This is a genomic window from Candidatus Enterovibrio altilux, from assembly GCF_002381345.1.
In the GTDB taxonomy this organism is placed as follows: Bacteria; Pseudomonadota; Gammaproteobacteria; order Enterobacterales; family Vibrionaceae; genus Enterovibrio; species Enterovibrio altilux.
This window is the reverse complement of record NZ_CP020660.1, coordinates 993,370-1,009,961: the sequence shown is the minus strand read 5'-3', so window position 1 is coordinate 1,009,961 and position 16,592 is coordinate 993,370. Positions and strand designations below refer to the sequence as shown.

The following is a 16,592-nucleotide window of genomic DNA, read 5'->3' as shown; positions in this document are numbered from 1 at the left end:
ATTTTAGAAATAATAGTAGTTACAATAGTAACGTTATTCTACTGGAGTTGGAATTTTGTTGATTTTAAGTAGAGTATGATAAAGTTGAAACTGGTTCATATATATTCGATATATTTGGGAAGAAATGAGAATGATAACTGAGTCGTATGCAATAGTCCCGATCTCAAAGGATAGCCTAGATAGCTACCTACAACAGGTAAATAGTTATCCAATGTTATCACCTGATGAAGAACGTGTGTTTGCAGAACGACTTCATTACGCTGGAGATCTGAATGCGGCGAAAAGTCTCATTCTTTCTCATCTGAGATTTGTTGTTCATATTGCTCGTGGTTATGCTGGCTATGGTTTACCTGTTGCTGACTTAGTACAAGAAGGTAATATTGGATTGATGAAGGCGGTTAAACGTTTCAATCCAGAAGTGGGTGTTCGTTTAGTGTCTTTTGCCGTGCATTGGGTCAAAGCAGAAATTCATGAATATGTTCTACGTAACTGGCGTATTGTGAAAGTTGCTACCACTAAGGCGCAGCGTAAATTATTTTTCAACCTGCGTAAGGCAAAAAAGCGTCTTGGTTGGTTTAATGCAGAAGAAGTTAAAATGGTTGCCGAACACCTTGGTGTAGGTACTGCAGAAGTGCGGGAAATGGAAAGTCGTCTTGCAGCGCAAGATGCAGGCTTTGATGTCGGCAATGATGACGATGATCGTGAAGGATCTGTAGCACCAGTCTTCTATCTGGAAGATAAAGCGTCAGATGTCGCTATGAATCTAGAGTCTGCAAACTGGGAACATCATGCTAACCATAGACTTTCGAATGCGATATTAGGGTTAGACGAGCGAAGCCAGTATATAATTCGTTCTCGTTGGCTAGATGACAATAAAGTGACTTTACAAGCGCTTGCGGAATATTATGACGTATCAGCTGAACGTATTCGTCAGTTGGAAAAAAATGCAATGCGTAAGTTGAAAGAAGCAGTAGGTGACATTTTTTAAGCGTAATTCTGCATTTGCTATTGAGCAAGTTTAAAAACAGGATTCATGAATCGTTGAAGATCACTCAATGGTATTGAAAATAATCATTTAACCATGAGGACCGCCGTAATGGCTAAGTTTTTAAATAAACGAAGTCTCCCATGATTACCCAGCTTAGTTTAATTTTATGGCTAAATAGCCTTTTCATGACCTCAAAAAATTAGCGAGCTATGATTGATTAAAGCTTGATTATGCTGTATTTTATTAGTTGTGTTGTAGTGAAACTTATGCATAGACTCTGAATATTTGAGTGAACTTAGCTGTTTAGAGCGTGAATTTATAATGAATTACTTTGATTTAGGAAGCCAAACTAAACAAAGTCTCTTATTTTACGTCTGTATTAACACTGTTTTCATGGTATGGGGAATACCAGCCATTAAGTTTTTTGAAAAGTTTATTTACCCCAATGCCTTTTAGTGATGAATAGAGCTCGACTTCAACATCACCACCAAAGTCTTTAGAGGCTTCACGTACTTTAACCAACTTCGCCTTATATGCACCTTTTTTTAACTTGTCGCATTTAGTTAGCAAGACAAGTACAGGTAACTTGCTATTTACTGCCCAAAAAATTAATTGCTGATCGAGATCTTTAAGTGGGTGACGAATGTCCATTAACACTACCAAGCCTTTGAGTTGATCACGTTTTTGCAAATATTTTCCCAGTGATTGTTGCCATTTTAACTTTACTTTCAAAGGTACTTGAGCGAAACCATATCCAGGTAAGTCAACGATGTGAAATCCCTCATCCACTTTAAAAAGGTTAATTAATTGTGTACGGCCAGGTGTTTTACTCACCTTTACCAGACTCTTATGATCGCATAGCCTATTAATAGAGCTTGATTTGCCAGCGTTCGATCTGCCAGCAAAGGCAATTTCGATCCCGGTATCAGTAGGCAGGGCGTGTATGTCAGGTGCACTGGTAATAAAGTGGGTGTTACGATAGTTAAGTGCAAAATTCACTGTTAACTCCGTTTTGACTGTATGTAGTTAACTGATTATTTTTATATGAAATAATGTAGAATAATCATGCTTAGTTTTGACTCGATAATAATACCATTATGACATGCGTGTATATCGTGATATTGACTTTGTTTCCTAAATGAGAGAATTAAATTATTAATCTACTCTCTAAACAGCTATGTTCACTTAAATATTTAAGTTTATAAGCAAGCTTCGCTACACAAGAACTAACTGAAAGTAATATAATCAAACTCTAATTAAGTGTGGTTAATTAACATTCTGAATTGATGAAAAAGTTATTAAGCTATGGAATTAAACTAAGCAGGATAATCATAAAAAATTCGTTTATTTCGTAGTTGAGCCATTGATCTTATGGGGTCAACAGTCTACGATGACGGCGAATAAAAAATAAAAAAGCGTGACACTAATGGTATATGGTGAGTTTAGCGCAAGTTACATTTAGCGGTAGATATAAATGCAAATGAAATAATTGTAGCTGAGTGAAACGCATCAAATTATTACTGACGGTAGCAGTGCTACTTACCTTGCTCAAACAGACTTGGCTGAACATTAATGAAGTATCATGCTTTTCGCTTATGACACCACTTTTGCCTTTTAATTCAAGTTTAGATAGCAAATCTTAACATGATTTACTATTAGGCATTCTCTTTTGTGTTAGATATACTTAATCGTTATTAACGTATGTAATGCTTTTATCATGATGCAAGTTTCGCTAATCTGAGCTGTATGTTCCCTTAGGCTAAATGTCTTTACCGGTAATTCTTTAACTAAAAACAGTGCTGTTTCTGCTAAAAAATATTGATGGTAATCAGCTTTATTTTCTAAATTAGGGAGCTAAATTTTTAAGCAACACTCTAAACAGCTAGATTCACTGAAATATTCAGGTCTATGTAGAGACTTCGCTACAAAACAATTAATTAAAAACAGTGTAATCAATCTTTAATCAATAGTGGTTCACTAACATTCTGGATTGATGCAGAAATTATTCAGCTATGGAATCAAACTAAGCAGGTCAATAATGAAAGACCTCGTTTATGTGGCGACTTAACCAGGATTTATTGGCTAATTCGAGTTCAGAGAGCAAATACTAATATGATTAACGATTAAACAAGCGCTTTTATTTTAGGTATACTTAATCTGGTCAGCTTATGTAATGCTTTGATCATAGCGTAAGTTTCGCTAATTTAGGCATTGTGATCTCTTAAGCTCAATGTTCATCTAAAAATTTTTTAATTCGAAACCTTGCCCGCCTCTGATAGGGCAACGTTTATGGTAGTTATACCTAGTTTTTCAATGTTGATTGGAATCGTATAATTTCTGGTAGCTGACCGATAAATTACGTGAATGACAGTGTTACTAAAAAGTGCTTCTTTTCTTGGTGGGGTGAGTGGAACCGCTCGCTTAATCCGCATGGTTTCGTAACATGGTCTGATGTCGTAAGTATTATAGGTTGGTATTTCATTCATTTTTTGACAGATCTGTTTCAGCAAGTTAGTAGTACTTTACCGTCAGTCACATTTGATGCATTTAACGCAGCAGCAATAATTGCATGTGTATTTATATCTATCGCTAAATGTAACTGGCGCCAGACTAGCCGTTTCCCATCAGTGCCATGCTTTTTTATTTTCCATTCTCTTTCACCGTAGATTTTGAGCTCTGCAGACTTAATGGCTAAGTGCTGGATGGTTTCTTTATTTTCGTTTTGAACGTGACGTTAACCATTTTGGTTTGCTTGCTAATGCATGAATAGTGAGGGTATGACAACGACAGTTGAGCAAGCTGGCAAACAAAATTAATGAATGCTTGCTGACCTCTCAGTGACATTAAAAATATGCATGTCACCATGAAAGCTGTCGTCATGACTAAGTTACTAAATAAATGAGGTCTGCCCTAATTACCTCGCTTAGTTTGATGCAATAGCTGAATGGCTTCTTCATAAATCCAGACTATTAGTTAGCTACGATTAACTAAAGCTTCATTATGCTGGTTCCAATTAGTTGTTTTGTAGAGAAGCTTGTTCATAGGTTTGAATATTTAAGCCAGCCTAGCTGTTTAGAGCGTAGATTAATGACTTAGTTCCCTGATTTAGGAAGCAAAATTTACAATATCAGACAATGCTACGAACCCGTCCGTATTAAATGAGATGATCCGCGTAATTTAATGGTCAGTTACAAGTAGTTAGATGGTTCAAATCAGCATTGGAAAATGAAGTATTATTACCATAAACATTACCTACCAAAGACGTCAATGTTTCGAGTCAAAAAAATTACTGGGAAGGACAGAGGACCTAAAGGAACACACAATTCAGATTAACGAAACCTAAGCCATGATCAAGGCATTAAATAAGCTAACAGAGCTAAATGTACCCTACAACTAAAGCGAGTCTCTAATAATTAATCATTTTGAAATTTGTTATCTGAATTTGAAGTAGGAAACCAAGTACTATGTTTAATAGGATATAGTGGTCCATGAGCCCGTTAAAAATGCAAGTAGTAATAAAGAAAGTTGTCGCGGTGGTGAGCTGACGTGGCAAACATTAGGTTCATGTAGTACGTTAATTGTTATTGGAAGGTAATACTCGCGTTTAATTTAATGAAGACGTAACTGTAAGGTAAGTATTATTGTTGACCTTACCTGTGCACAGGTAGAGTTTAGGCTCGTTATCACCGGCAAAAATGAGATGATATTGCACGGTATTAATGTAAAAAATTTTCAGCTTACACAGCGTACACAAACAACAGAGAAAGAAGAAATGATTGGGGAATGTGAGCCGAAGATTTCCTGCGTAGCTAATAGATAAAACGTATCCCCCCTTTTTCCACCCTAAGAATAAAAAAGGCCATCAATATGGCCTTTTTTATTGTTGCATAATTACTTTACGCGGCTTACGTATTCTCCAGAACGAGTATCTACTTTGATTACTTCGCCAACCTGGATGAATAGAGGAACACGAACCACAGCCCCGGTGACCAGAATTGCAGGCTTACCGCCAGTACCTGCTGTATCACCTCTGAGACCAGGATCAGTTGTTATAATTTTCAGTTCAACAAAGTTTGGTGGGGTAACTGCTATTGGATTACCGTTCCATAGTGTCAAAGTGCAACGATCGTTTTCTTTCAACCACTTAATATTATCGCCAACAGCTTTTTCATCAGCATCAATTTGTTCAAAAGATTCTGCGTCCATGAAGTGCCAGAATGCGCCATCAGAATACAAGTAATCTAACGCGCACTCCATAACGTCAGCAGCTTCCACTGTTTCACCCGATTTGAAAGTCTTCTCCAGAACTTTGCCTGAAAGTAACTTACGAATTTTAATGCGATTGAAAGCTTGGCCTTTACCAGGCTTAACAAATTCGTTTTCGATAATGACACAAGGCTCATTATCAAGCATAATTTTCATTCCACCATGGAACTCATTAGTGCTAAAAAATGCCATATTTATCCTCTTAACATCAGCGAAGTTATCATAAATGTCGTACATAATAACTCGAGACACCTCGTCTGTTGAGCAAAACTGGCTTAAAGAGTTGGGAAATTCTGTCTCAGATCCTAGAATGCTTCTACAACAACTTGATATAGAACCTTCGCAATGGACGTCCGGTTTTTCTGCTCAAGTCTTATTTGCACAACGTGTGCCACAGAGTTTTATCGATAGAATGGAAAAAGGAAATCCTAATGACCCACTGCTGCGCCAAGTACTACCCGTGGTAAACGAGTTTGAAAACACGAAGAATTTCAGCACAGATCCGCTCGAGGAGCAAAGTAATTCACTTGCGGGTCTACTACACAAATACAAAAATAGGGTGCTCATCATAGTGAAAGGTGGTTGCGCTATTAACTGTCGTTATTGTTTTCGTCGTCACTTTCCTTATCAATATAATAAAGGGAATAAAAAAATTTGGCGCGAAGCAATCAATTACTTACATAAACATCTCGAGATAGATGAAGTTATCCTCTCTGGCGGTGACCCGTTGATGGCAAAAGACCATGAGCTTGAATGGCTAATAGATGCTATCGAAGAAGTATCACATGTAACCCGCCTTCGTATACATAGCCGCTTACCTGTCGTCATACCTTCACGTGTGACGTCAGCACTTATTCACATACTAGGTTCTTCGAGATTGAATGTCGTACTGGTGACTCATATCAACCATGCTAATGAAATTAATGAAGAGTTGAGGGGGGCAATGGCAAAACTCAAACAAATAGATGTCACGCTACTAAACCAAAGTGTGCTGCTTCGTGGCATCAATGATTCCGTAGATGCGTTGAAAAAATTAAGTAATACTTTATTTGATGCGGGCATCCTGCCTTATTACTTGCATGTCTTGGATAAGGTAAAAGGTGCAGCACATTTTTTGGTGGAAGATGAAGAAGCTAGAGTCTTAATGGCTAGATTGATACAAGAAGTTTCTGGGTATGTTGTCCCTCGATTAATGCGTGAAATTGGCGGCAGAAACAGTAAAACCCCATTAGACTTACATTTAGAATAAGTAGCACAAAAATAACATATATTCTTAATTATCTTATGTAGTTCCCTAAATCAAGAAACTAAATTATTGATTTACGTTCTAAATAACCAGGCTCACTTAAATATTCCAGTCTATGGATAAGCCAAATACACTGTATTGAAGGATAAAAAATGCCTAAATACCGTTCAGCCACCACTACTCATGGCCGTAATATGGCTGGAGCGCGTGCTCTTTGGCGTGCAACAGGTGTTAAAGATGAAGATTTTGGTAAACCAATCATAGCAGTGGTTAATTCATTCACTCAATTCGTTCCAGGTCATATTCACTTAAAAGATATAGGCCAATTGGTTGCACGAGTGATTGAAAAAACGGGAGGTATTGCAAAAGAATTCAATACCATAGCGGTTGATGATGGTATTGCTATGGGTCATGGAGGCATGCTGTACAGCCTACCTTCACGTGAACTCATTGCCGATTCTGTTGAATATATGATAAATGCACACTGTGTCGATGCCATGGTATGCATCTCAAACTGCGATAAAATAACCCCTGGCATGCTGATGGCAGCCATGCGTATTAATATTCCTGTAATCTTTGCGTCTGGCGGACCAATGGAAGCAGGTAAAATAAAACTTTCCGATCAAATTTTAAAATTGGATCTGGTTGATGCCATTATCCAAGGCGCGAATGCCAAAGTTTCTGATGAGCAAAGCAAGCAAATTGAACGTTCAGCATGTCCAACCTGTGGTTCATGCTCAGGTATGTTTACCGCGAATTCCATGAATTGTTTGACCGAAGCACTTGGTCTTAGTCTACCTGGCAATGGTTCAATGTTGGCCACTCATGTCGACCGCGAAAAGCTATTTTTTAAAGCAGGCCAACTTATTGTTGAATTAACGAAGCGTTATTATGAACAAAATGATGTTTCTGCCTTACCACGTAATATTGCCAGTAGATTATCTTTCGAGAATGCCACAGCGGTAGATATTGCTATGGGAGGGTCGAGTAATACGGTTTTGCACTTAATAGCTGCAGCTCAAGAAGGTGAAATTAATTTTAATATGCATGATATTGATCGCATATCTCGTCGCGTTCCTTATCTCTGTAAAGTGTCACCATCGACTCAGCAATACCACATGGAGGATGTACACCGAGCTGGCGGTATTATCGGTATCTTGGGCGAATTAGCGCGAGCACACCTTCTGCATACCAATGTTCCTACTGTATTAGGTCAACCCATGGCAGACACCATTATACAATACGACATAATGGTGACTGAAGATGAAGATGTACAAACTTTTTTTCGTGCGGGTCCAGCTGGTATTCGTACGACCAAAGCTTTTTCACAAAACTGTCGCTGGGATACACTAGATAAGGACCGTAAAAATGGTTGTATCCGTACACGTGAAAATGCCTTTAGCCAAGATGGCGGTCTGGCTGTTTTAAGTGGCAACCTTGCTCTAAATGGCTGTATAGTTAAAACTGCTGGTGTTGACACAGATAGCCTTGTTTTCCACGGTCCAGCACATGTGTTTGAGGCTCAAGAAGATGCCGTCGATGGAATTTTGTCTGGTGCAGTAAGAACTGGCGAAGTAGTGGTTATTCGCTTTGAAGGCCCTAAAGGAGGTCCTGGTATGCAGGAAATGTTATACCCTACCACTTACCTCAAATCCATGGGATTAGGTAAAGCCTGTGCATTGATCACTGATGGTCGTTTTTCTGGTGGAACCAGTGGTTTATCTATTGGTCATATTTCACCAGAAGCGGCTAGTGGTGGTATTATTGGTTTAGTTCAACAAGGAGACATCATTATCATTGACATCCCTAACCGTTCGATTGTATTAAAAGTGGATGACGAAGAACTTGCTATGCGTCGTATTCAGGCTGATATACGAGGTTGGAAACCTGTTTCACGTGAGCGTGTCGTATCCCTCGCCCTGAAAGCGTATGCTAGCTTGGCCACCAGTGCAGACAAAGGCGCTGTACGTGATAAAAGCAAGTTAAAGGATTAATTTTGACACAGACCCACAAGCTGCAAGAGCACATTTCACTCAGCAATACTAAGTATTTATGCAAAATATTACGCGTATTTTACAGGGGTTGGGTAATACAATTCAACTGAAGCTATAAGATCATCACCCAGTACTTAGCCATTGATTCTACGGGGCTCAGAACCTACGGTGAAGGCAGATTACAAGTAAAAAAGCATGCCACTGGTAGGAAATGATGAGTTTGGTGTAAATTATCTTTAGTGGTAGATATAAATACGCATACAATTATTGCTGCTAAGTTAAGTGTATTAAATGTGACTGATGCTGAGTGTTACTTAACTTGCTCAAACAGACCCGCCTCCAAACCAATGAAATATCAGCTGATAATGTTTACGACATCAGACAATATTACGAAGCTATTTTTATTAAACAAGCGGTTCCACTTATCCCACCAAGAAAAGGAGCAATATTGAGAATAAGATTATTCGTACAATTTAGAGTTCTAAACGTACAATCTCTTGCCACGGCAAACTAGTATCACCTAAGACTATAAAATTTGGGTTTTTGAGAGAATCACGTTCGTTGTATGATAGTGGCGATAAAGTCATATCGAGAATGCATCCACCAGACTCTTCTACAATGCATTGCGTTGCTGCTGTGTCCCACTCACCTGTGGGGCCTAAACTGAGGTAGCAATCTACTGTGCCTTCAGCAACCAAGCATGATTTAAGAGCAGCAGAGCCCAGAGGCACTAAATCGTACTCTCGTCTAGGGTCTAAACGTTCTGTAATCGCACTAATGTCCTGTCGCCGGCTAATCGCAATGGAAAATGACAACATTGTATCACTGTGTTTAAGGGTGGACAGGCGAATTTTTTCACTTGTGGCTATTATCTTCCAAGCTCCATGTCCTTTTGTTGCATAATACAATACACCAGATACGGGGCCATAAATAACGCCCATCACAGGCCTATTATTTTCCACTAATGCAATAATTGTTGCAAAATCACCACTTCCTGCAATGAACTCTTGCGTACCATCAAGTGGATCAACCAGCCAATAACGCTGCCATTGCTTACGCAAATAAAATGGTACGCTTGTGTCCTCTTCTGAAAGTACTGGAATATTAGGAGTTAATATCGATAATCTTTTTATCATCAGCTTATGTGCTGCTATATCGGCACTGGTTACGGGTGTATTATCACTCTTTACTGTTTTTGTAAAATGCCCTTGCTGGTAAATATTTAAAATAACTTGACCCGATTCGTGGGCAATTTCAATTACGGATTTCAGCAGCTCTGATAGCTTCACGTAATGCTCCTTTAGGGCCTTCACACCAGTACTGCTTTTAATACCACAAGGTTGCTGCAGAAACACTAATAGTGCGATTAGCCGGAAAGCTGTTTAAATGCCAGAAGTAAAGCTGCAATACTACGGGCTTCCCTAAAATCAAGGTGAGACAGTAATGCTTCAGTATTATGAACTGGCCAACGTATTAATTCCAGTGGCTCGGGTTCATCGCCTTTGAGTTTATCTGAATACAAATCCTTCGCGAGAAAGAGTGTCATTTTGCTCGAAAAATACGATGGAGCCAATACTATTTCCTTTAACTGAATAAAGTGGTTAGCACCAAATCCTATTTCTTCTTTTAACTCTCGATTTGCTGCTTCTAAGGCGGTCTCACTCAGATCGATCAAGCCTTTTGGAAAGCCTAGTTCATAGCGCTCCGTTCCGGCAGCATATTCACGAATCAAGATAAGATCATTATTCTCAGCTACTGGTACGATCATCACAGCATGCCTGCCACTTGGCTTCATTCGCTCATAGGTGTATTCAACGCCGTTACTAAAGCGAAGATCTAGTGATTCAATTTGAAATAAACGCGATTTGGCAACAACTTTCGCATCCAAAATTTCAGGAAGCGTGAGTTTTTTCGTCATTTCTCTCTCCTATAAAAGGACTTTGTTTTATAATGCAAGTTTAAATAAAAATTCCAACACTATGAATTATTAGACAATCGCTTCCGTGTTAGGCATACCTAGTTCTATCAACTTATTTAACATTTTTATCATTGCATAAGTTTCGCATATCAGGGCATTGTAATCCTTGAGGCTCAATATTCATCTGAATAATTCTTTGACCCTAACCATTGCGCCTCTGCTAGGGAACGCTTATGTTATGGAAGTTAGCTTTATTTCCTAAGTTAGGAACCTAAATTTTTAATCAACACTCGAAACAGCTAGGTTAACTGAAACATTCAGGTCTATGAATAAGCTTCGTTACAAAAGAACTAACTGGAAGCAGTATAATCACGTTTTAATCAATAGTGGTTTACTAACATTTTGGATTAATAAATAAGGCATCCAGATATGGAATTAAGTTAAATCAGGTAATAATGGGAAGCCTAGTTTATTTAGCTACTTAACTATTGTGACGGTTCTCATAGTTAAGCATGTGTTCTTAATGCTCATTGAGATGTCTGGAAAGATGAATTAATTTTAGTGTTAAAATTACTTAATTGCCATTCTCATGCCCTCATTATTCATGCATTAGCAAGTCAGCTAAAATAGTTAACGCCACATTCAAGATGAAGACGAAAGGAACTATCAAGCACTTACTCATTGATTCTACGGGCTAACAGTCTAGAATGAAGACAAATCGTGAGTTAAAATAGCAGAGCACTGATGGGACACAGTGAGTCTAGCACAAGTTACATTTAGTGGTAGATATAAATACGCATGAAATCATTCCTGCTGTGTTAAGTACATCAAATATGACTGCCGGTAAAGTGCTACCTAACCTGCTCCAATAGACCTGCCGAAGAATTAATGCAATATTAGGCGATGGTACTGATGACACCAAACAAGGTTATGAAACCATCGTGTTAAAGGAATGTTTTATGAGGGAACGATATTATCCGCGGAATGTAGCGGTTAATTACCATAAACGTTCCATAGTAAAGACGGTAATATTTTTAATCCAAAACTCCTCGGAGGAACATTGGGCTTAAGGGATCATCATGCTCAGGTTAGTGCAATCTACGTAATAATAAAGGTGTTAAATAAGCTAACTGGACTAGGTATGTCTAATATGTAATCGATTATTCAATAGTGAATAATGTTGAGATTTGCTATTTGAACTTGAATCAGAAAATAAAGCCTTACATAGGCATTAATAACTAGTATTCAGTTTATAACGACCTTCATTGTCCAGTTGTCCAAGCCAGCTGAGCTGACTTTTAATACCTTCTGGTAATTCCTCACCAGGGATAAACCAGCCATTAATGCTATAATGTTGGTCCGGATTAAATACTACATTGAACTTTGTTCGCAATGCTCCAGATTCATTGTCACTCGCGATGACTAAATGGCCCTCATTGCAGGAAAGTTTAGCGGCAATAAGTCCATAATCTACCTCGCTCAAAGGTGTAATAATATTACTTTGTGACCATACTAAACGGCCATCTAAGGTATCGCAAAATGCTTTTTTGAATGTGTAATTACGTATTGCTAAGTCAAATTGGCCAGATAAGTTCACAGGCAGTGTATAAGGTACATAAGGTTGAATAAATGTCGCGGGCACAGATAAAAATAAATTACTAACATAAAGCCCATTGATTTCATAGCCTACATTACCGCAGCCAGATAACCCAGGTAAGCCTGATAGACACAGTGATACACCAGCATTTCCTATTAACACAGACAGCCAATTAAACGTCCAGTGTAGGTTTCCAAAGGACTGGCTTTGCCAACGAAATTCTTGTACGGTACCATTCCATACTGTTCCCGATATGCTATGAAATTCTAATCCTGGTATTTGCGGTATGTAGCGGAGTGCAAAATTGGCAGGAATGTGCGCAATGACGCTAATTAATAACACGAGAACAAACACTACACTGATATGACCCTTGTCTTTCACAATTATCTTCGCCCTAATTGGAGCCCTTTCACTTCTACCACTCCATCCATATCTGCTTTGCTAAGATTGAGAGATTTCACTTGAATATCGTGCGATGTTGCGAGGAAATTTAGCCATATAAGTAAGGTATTAAATGGTATAGGTTTCAACCAAACTTGCAATTCATCTTGTTGAGATTGTAGCCGAATGATTTCCAAGTCGTAGCGCTTTACACTGGCGGTCACTGCTTGGTTCAACGACAATGCCATCACTTGAGCATTGTTTCCTGTTGCGGCCCGTAACGTCGTAATTTCAGTTGCTTTTGCAGTCACCCACGTAAGCAATATTTTTTCACTTGATAATCGTTGCTGCGCCTGCTCAGTACGGTTTTGTAATGGGCTAATAATGCTCCAATAAAACGCACCTAATAGCAGCGCACCGCTTGTTGTATTCAGCAATAGCTGTTCGCGACGAGACAATCTTTGCCAGTAGGCTAATATTGCTTTCATCATGGTGCCACCTTCAATACAAACTCGCCTGTCACATTTTCCTGCTCTCGGCTTGTTTGGCCAACTTCGGTTTCGTATTTAGTGGCAAGCATCTCTCTTAATTTATCCAAATCACCGAAATTTTTTCCCCGTGCCTTGAAGTATAATGTCCCCAATTTTTGATCGTAACGTATCGAGTCTAGTAGAATACCAGAGATACTTTTCAATGATAGCCCTAATTCAGAGAGCCACATAATAAATCCCATCTGTTCGCTGCTTCTAGACAAACGGCTGGTTTCATTGTTCATTAAATGACGAAGGTAACTAACCGTTGGAATGCGTTGGTTATTAGGAAGCACTGAACGTAATGTAGCTTCACTTTGTGTGCGGTATTGGTCTGCCAATGCTTCTATTTGGTAAATATCAGCAACTTTTTCTAGACCAAGCACGGATATTAATATGCCCGCAGTAAATGCCACATTACGCCAAAGCTTAAGGTGTTTATAAAATTGATTTTGAGGTTTATAGCGGCCAGTCAATAACGAATAATGACTTTGGCTTGCTCCTTGTGCTAGCATTAAAATAATCAAGTCTGACGGTACAAAGCGCCAATTTTCAGGGGCATCCTTGAGCAACTCGGAATAGCAAACCACAGGCATGACTTGCTGCGTTTTACTGTTTGACGCTGTTGCACTTTGCAGCCAAATAGGTAACCACATTGCTTCAGCCGCACAGCCCTGCATTAAGCCAACACGTACAATCCAGCGATTATTAAAAAAGGCTACACTATATGCATCATCATGTTGCGGTAAGCATAGACAATCCGGCACCAAACATTTTAGGGATATACCGACCTCAAACAGATTGGTTAGCCAGCGTTGGATAATACGTTGCTCGATAACAGCAACGTGAGCCTGCGTCCCTGTTTTGCCTAACAAAGTGACATGTACTTGATCGATATCCTGTGCTAAATCGTCCTCAAGTAAATAAGGGAGGACAGTTTCTAATTGCCGTTCACTACCAGAAGGAATAGCTACAGAAACTAGGGTTAATGCAGCACTATCTGCCAATGCCATGACTTCACGGTCCTTGGCATACTCTACTAATTGTTTTAAACGTTCAGCTTCTCCAGATGCAAGTATATTTTTTTGATTTGGCGACCATACCAACCACGGTATTGTTTCCTGCGGATCACTGTTAAGCCTTATTGTTAGTATTTCATGCATTGATTCCTCCAAAACGGCGGCGGATAACTGTGACCGTGCCATTATCATCTCTTATCAATAGTGCGCGCATTCGCAACGTTGCACTGTCAATGGTAATCATGGTGTCTAATTCAAAAAAGCGACTGTGAACAGCGAAAAAATTTTGAACACGTTTTCTGTCTTCTTTCTTAATGTTACTAAGGATAGGTTCATCCATAAAGCTTACGATATTTTTCCATCCATGAATAGCATTTCGTTCATTAATCAACCGTTTAGCTTTGTGATTATTTAAATTTGGATAAAAAATAGCGCTTAGTATTGGTGCATCCATTTCAGTCAAAGTATTAACGTTTATGAGTAGAGCATTGCTTGGTATAGCGCACAAAAATGGACTGACCTTTTCAAATATTTCTTGTGAAACACCATTAATAGCACGCCACTCTGATATATCCGCAATAAAATTATTTGGAGTAATGTGGGCGAGAGAACGAGTTTCATATTCGCTGTCTTCAACACCTAAAGGTGATTGTACATTCGTATTGGTATCAATGTATTCCCACGTTGATGCCGCTGCAGTTTCCGCTTCAAAGCTATTAATGCCTTGCGATTCAATTAACTGCTGCAGCACCGTGACTAACAGTGGATTTGTATCATTTTTCTGGGGTTTAATGTCCCGTAACCCATTTAGATTGAAGCAAGCCTGACGGTCAGATATACTACTGGTTGCTTGTCCGTCATCTAACTGATAAATTTTATTTTGTACTGTCCAAGGTAGGTGGAGCGTTACTGTTTCTTTATTCTTAATGTTTTTGGCAATGCTGTAACGGGCAAGGGACTCGACTGACCAGGCATACCAATAAGCCTGTTGATAATGGAGAAAGTTCTCAGTACGGTGGAAGTTCATGAACATCCTACTAGACATACTCACCGCAACCGTGGTCATCAACGCCATCATGAGCAAAACTATCAATAACGCAACCCCTAGTTGAGAACGTCTCATTATTGTCTTTTAACCACAGGTGTATTAGATAACACCTGACTTGGCAGTAGATAGATCCGAGTAAAATCACCATAATGATCAGTTCTTAACGTTACACGAATAGCTTCCGGCAGGGCATGGGGAGTATTCCAATGTGTTTGCCACCTTGCATCATCAAACACTTCAAATTGTAAATTTGTCACGTCTTCCATTAATGTTATAAATGCAGGTTCTGTTGAAGAACTATCATCGGCAAACATCCAACGGATGCGTTCTAGTTTCTTGTTTTGTAAGCGATAACCGACTTTTACCACTTCTCCTCGAGGAAGCAATTGCTGTGGATTAGCCCAACCTCCTCTGACAAAACGAATGCCGGCAGCTTCCGAATTCAATAAATTATCACCCATTTCAAGTAAAATTTCGTCGGATTCATTACCACCGTTGCGATAGTAGCGTGCGAGTATCTGGCGAAAATCGCTGTCCATAATCACTATGCTACGTTGCAGAGCGATCAATGCATCACTTACTTTTTTAGTTTGTTGATTAGCGGCGTTCACGTTATGGAAAATTTGGTTAGCTGATATGCTTAACATGGCAAAAATCATTAATGCCAACATCACTTCTACCAGCGTGAAGCCATGAATTTTCCACCGTTTCGGGAGTCTAAATTTTTTAGCTCGTCGATCTATATTAATCGGCTGGAACATACATTTTAACTGATACAATAGAGTTACGTTTATCTTCATGTTGCCAAACAATAAGCTCTACTACTTTTAATGTATGATCTGTCGTAATAGTGGGTTGTACCGTCCAATACCATGTACGACCTGCCAATTTGGACTTACCATTTGTAACAGATGTTGGCACTTTTTCTTCAAGCACAAGCAGTGCCAGTTGGTTATTAGCAACCATGGATGCAAAAATTTTTTCTTCTAATACTTTAAGTGTATTCATGTACTGACTTGTCGAATTAAGCACAGTCATAGCAGCAACAGCAAACACCGCCATGGCAATAAGTACTTCGATCAGAGTAAAGCCATGCGCTTTTTTCACATTGTATCCTCATTAAGCGCTGTTAACTCAAAGATTGCGATATCATTACCTGTCACTTGCCATAAACGTTTTTTATTAGTTAAAAAAGTTAGCGTAAAAGGAATAATTTCTCCATTACCCATTAAAATCACTTGAGGTGACTTAGGTTTAAGTTTGTCTTTTTTTTCGTTAGTAAATAATTTTAAATTAAACAGGTTTTCACGGTTGAATAAGCGATTTCCTTCAGTCACAAACCCCGTGACTTCCCAATGTAGCTCAACGCCTTTTGGCATCGTTACTGCATAGGCATAACGTCTATTCGAGACCAGTACCCAATTATCTAGCGTCAATTCATGCAAAGCATAATGATCATTATCAAAATGCAGACCAAAAGTTTGACCCGTTAACAATGCTTGCTCGGTCCACAACTTAACTAACTGATAGAAGCGCAATGCTTCTTCTTTTGCCTCATCATTGCGATTTTGAAGTAGATTAGGCACTACAATCACCGTACTGGTT

Annotated in this window: 14 protein-coding genes and 5 pseudogenes; 6 read left to right on the top strand and 13 right to left on the bottom strand. The window is 39.0% G+C overall.

The annotated features are described in order from the left end of the window. Positions 1-130 precede the first annotated feature (130 nt). Positions 131-988, top strand: a complete 858-nt coding sequence (gene rpoH / locus BTN50_RS04270; RefSeq protein WP_096619146.1) for an RNA polymerase sigma factor RpoH — start codon at positions 131-133, stop codon at positions 986-988. 363 nt (positions 989-1,351) lie between these two features. Here rpoH and yihA read toward each other — a convergent pair whose 3' ends face one another. Further along, complete coding sequence (gene yihA, locus BTN50_RS04265) at positions 1,352-1,987, bottom strand: ribosome biogenesis GTP-binding protein YihA/YsxC (RefSeq protein ID WP_096619145.1); 636 nt, start codon at positions 1,985-1,987, stop codon at positions 1,352-1,354. A 963-nt stretch (positions 1,988-2,950) separates the two neighbouring features. Here yihA and BTN50_RS11045 point away from each other — a divergent pair. Next, positions 2,951-3,055, top strand: a pseudogene (locus BTN50_RS11045) (IS5/IS1182 family transposase); the annotation flags it as partial. A gap of 56 nt (positions 3,056-3,111) precedes the next feature. Here the strand turns inward: BTN50_RS11045 and BTN50_RS04260 are convergent. Next, positions 3,112-4,030: pseudogene (locus tag BTN50_RS04260) on the bottom strand (IS5 family transposase). An 849-nt stretch (positions 4,031-4,879) separates the two neighbouring features. Then, the gene (gene efp / locus BTN50_RS04255; RefSeq protein ID WP_096619144.1) at positions 4,880-5,446 is read right to left on the bottom strand and encodes an elongation factor P; all 567 of its coding nucleotides are present in this window, start codon (positions 5,444-5,446) and stop codon (positions 4,880-4,882) included. 34 nt (positions 5,447-5,480) lie between these two features. Between efp and epmB the strand changes: the two genes are divergently transcribed. From epmB to BTN50_RS11040, 3 genes and pseudogenes are all read left to right on the top strand, one after another. Then, positions 5,481-6,503: an EF-P beta-lysylation protein EpmB gene (gene epmB / locus BTN50_RS04250; RefSeq protein WP_096619143.1), complete on the top strand. Its 1,023-nt coding sequence runs from the start codon at positions 5,481-5,483 to the stop codon at positions 6,501-6,503. A gap of 149 nt (positions 6,504-6,652) precedes the next feature. Beyond that, a complete protein-coding gene (gene ilvD / locus BTN50_RS04245; protein WP_096619142.1) occupies positions 6,653-8,494 on the top strand; it encodes a dihydroxy-acid dehydratase in 1,842 nt (613 codons plus the stop codon). 128 nt (positions 8,495-8,622) lie between these two features. Beyond that, positions 8,623-8,939 (top strand): annotated as a pseudogene (locus tag BTN50_RS11040) (transposase); the annotation flags it as partial. Positions 8,940-8,967: 28 nt separating this feature from the next. Here the strand turns inward: BTN50_RS11040 and cysQ are convergent. From cysQ to BTN50_RS11035, 3 genes and pseudogenes are all read right to left on the bottom strand, one after another. Further along, entirely contained in the window at positions 8,968-9,783 is an 816-nt protein-coding gene (gene cysQ / locus BTN50_RS04240; protein WP_096619141.1) for a 3'(2'),5'-bisphosphate nucleotidase CysQ, read from the bottom strand. Positions 9,784-9,860: 77 nt separating this feature from the next. Continuing rightward, positions 9,861-10,412, bottom strand: coding sequence for an ADP compounds hydrolase NudE (gene nudE, locus BTN50_RS04235; protein WP_096619140.1), 552 nt, complete (start codon positions 10,410-10,412; stop codon positions 9,861-9,863). Between the two features lie 69 nt (positions 10,413-10,481). Beyond that, positions 10,482-10,648: pseudogene (locus tag BTN50_RS11035) on the bottom strand (IS5/IS1182 family transposase); the annotation flags it as partial. Positions 10,649-10,737: 89 nt separating this feature from the next. On the opposite strand from BTN50_RS11035, the pseudogene BTN50_RS04230 reads away from it, so the two are divergent. Then, a pseudogene (locus BTN50_RS04230) lies at positions 10,738-11,568 on the top strand (transposase). Positions 11,569-11,643: 75 nt separating this feature from the next. Here BTN50_RS04230 and BTN50_RS04225 read toward each other — a convergent pair. From BTN50_RS04225 to BTN50_RS04195, 7 genes are read right to left on the bottom strand one after another with little or no spacing between them, the layout of a single operon-like run. Then, positions 11,644-12,390, bottom strand: a complete 747-nt coding sequence (locus BTN50_RS04225) for a type II secretion system protein N (protein WP_096619139.1) — start codon at positions 12,388-12,390, stop codon at positions 11,644-11,646. Positions 12,391-12,392: 2 nt separating this feature from the next. Beyond that, positions 12,393-12,878 (bottom strand): type II secretion system protein M, encoded by a 486-nt coding sequence (locus tag BTN50_RS04220; RefSeq protein WP_096619532.1) that lies wholly within the window; start codon positions 12,876-12,878, stop codon positions 12,393-12,395. Next, the gene (gene gspL / locus BTN50_RS04215; RefSeq protein ID WP_096619138.1) at positions 12,878-14,083 is read right to left on the bottom strand and encodes a type II secretion system protein GspL; all 1,206 of its coding nucleotides are present in this window, start codon (positions 14,081-14,083) and stop codon (positions 12,878-12,880) included. Before gspL ends, BTN50_RS04220 begins: the two co-directional genes overlap by 1 nt. Beyond that, positions 14,076-15,062 carry a type II secretion system minor pseudopilin GspK gene (gene gspK / locus BTN50_RS04210; protein ID WP_201260725.1) on the bottom strand — a complete coding sequence of 329 codons (987 nt, stop codon included), beginning with the start codon at positions 15,060-15,062 and terminating at the stop codon, positions 14,076-14,078. The genes gspL and gspK overlap by 8 nt, the downstream gene beginning before the upstream one ends. Next, positions 15,062-15,748 (bottom strand): type II secretion system minor pseudopilin GspJ, encoded by a 687-nt coding sequence (gspJ, locus tag BTN50_RS04205; protein ID WP_096619136.1) that lies wholly within the window; start codon positions 15,746-15,748, stop codon positions 15,062-15,064. The genes gspK and gspJ overlap by 1 nt, the downstream gene beginning before the upstream one ends. Then, complete coding sequence (gene gspI, locus BTN50_RS04200) at positions 15,732-16,094, bottom strand: type II secretion system minor pseudopilin GspI (RefSeq protein ID WP_096619135.1); 363 nt, start codon at positions 16,092-16,094, stop codon at positions 15,732-15,734. Before gspI ends, gspJ begins: the two co-directional genes overlap by 17 nt. Then, complete coding sequence (locus BTN50_RS04195; RefSeq protein WP_223825574.1) at positions 16,091-16,573, bottom strand: type II secretion system protein GspH; 483 nt, start codon at positions 16,571-16,573, stop codon at positions 16,091-16,093. Before BTN50_RS04195 ends, gspI begins: the two co-directional genes overlap by 4 nt. Positions 16,574-16,592 lie beyond the last annotated feature (19 nt).

Bases quoted from the DNA above. Each gene is read 5' to 3' on its own strand.
- rpoH (WP_096619146.1), top strand. From the start codon at position 131: ATGATAACTGAGTCGTATGCAATAGTCCCGATCTCAAAGGATAGCCTA.
- efp (WP_096619144.1), bottom strand. From the start codon at position 5,446: ATGGCATTTTTTAGCACTAATGAGTTCCATGGTGGAATGAAAATTATG.
- epmB (WP_096619143.1), top strand. From the start codon at position 5,481: ATGTCGTACATAATAACTCGAGACACCTCGTCTGTTGAGCAAAACTGG.
- ilvD (WP_096619142.1), top strand. From the start codon at position 6,653: ATGCCTAAATACCGTTCAGCCACCACTACTCATGGCCGTAATATGGCT.
- nudE (WP_096619140.1), bottom strand. From the start codon at position 10,412: ATGACGAAAAAACTCACGCTTCCTGAAATTTTGGATGCGAAAGTTGTT.
- BTN50_RS04220 (WP_096619532.1), bottom strand. From the start codon at position 12,878: ATGAAAGCAATATTAGCCTACTGGCAAAGATTGTCTCGTCGCGAACAG.
- gspL (WP_096619138.1), bottom strand. From the start codon at position 14,083: ATGCATGAAATACTAACAATAAGGCTTAACAGTGATCCGCAGGAAACA.
- gspK (WP_201260725.1), bottom strand. From the start codon at position 15,062: ATGAGACGTTCTCAACTAGGGGTTGCGTTATTGATAGTTTTGCTCATG.
- gspJ (WP_096619136.1), bottom strand. From the start codon at position 15,748: ATGTTCCAGCCGATTAATATAGATCGACGAGCTAAAAAATTTAGACTC.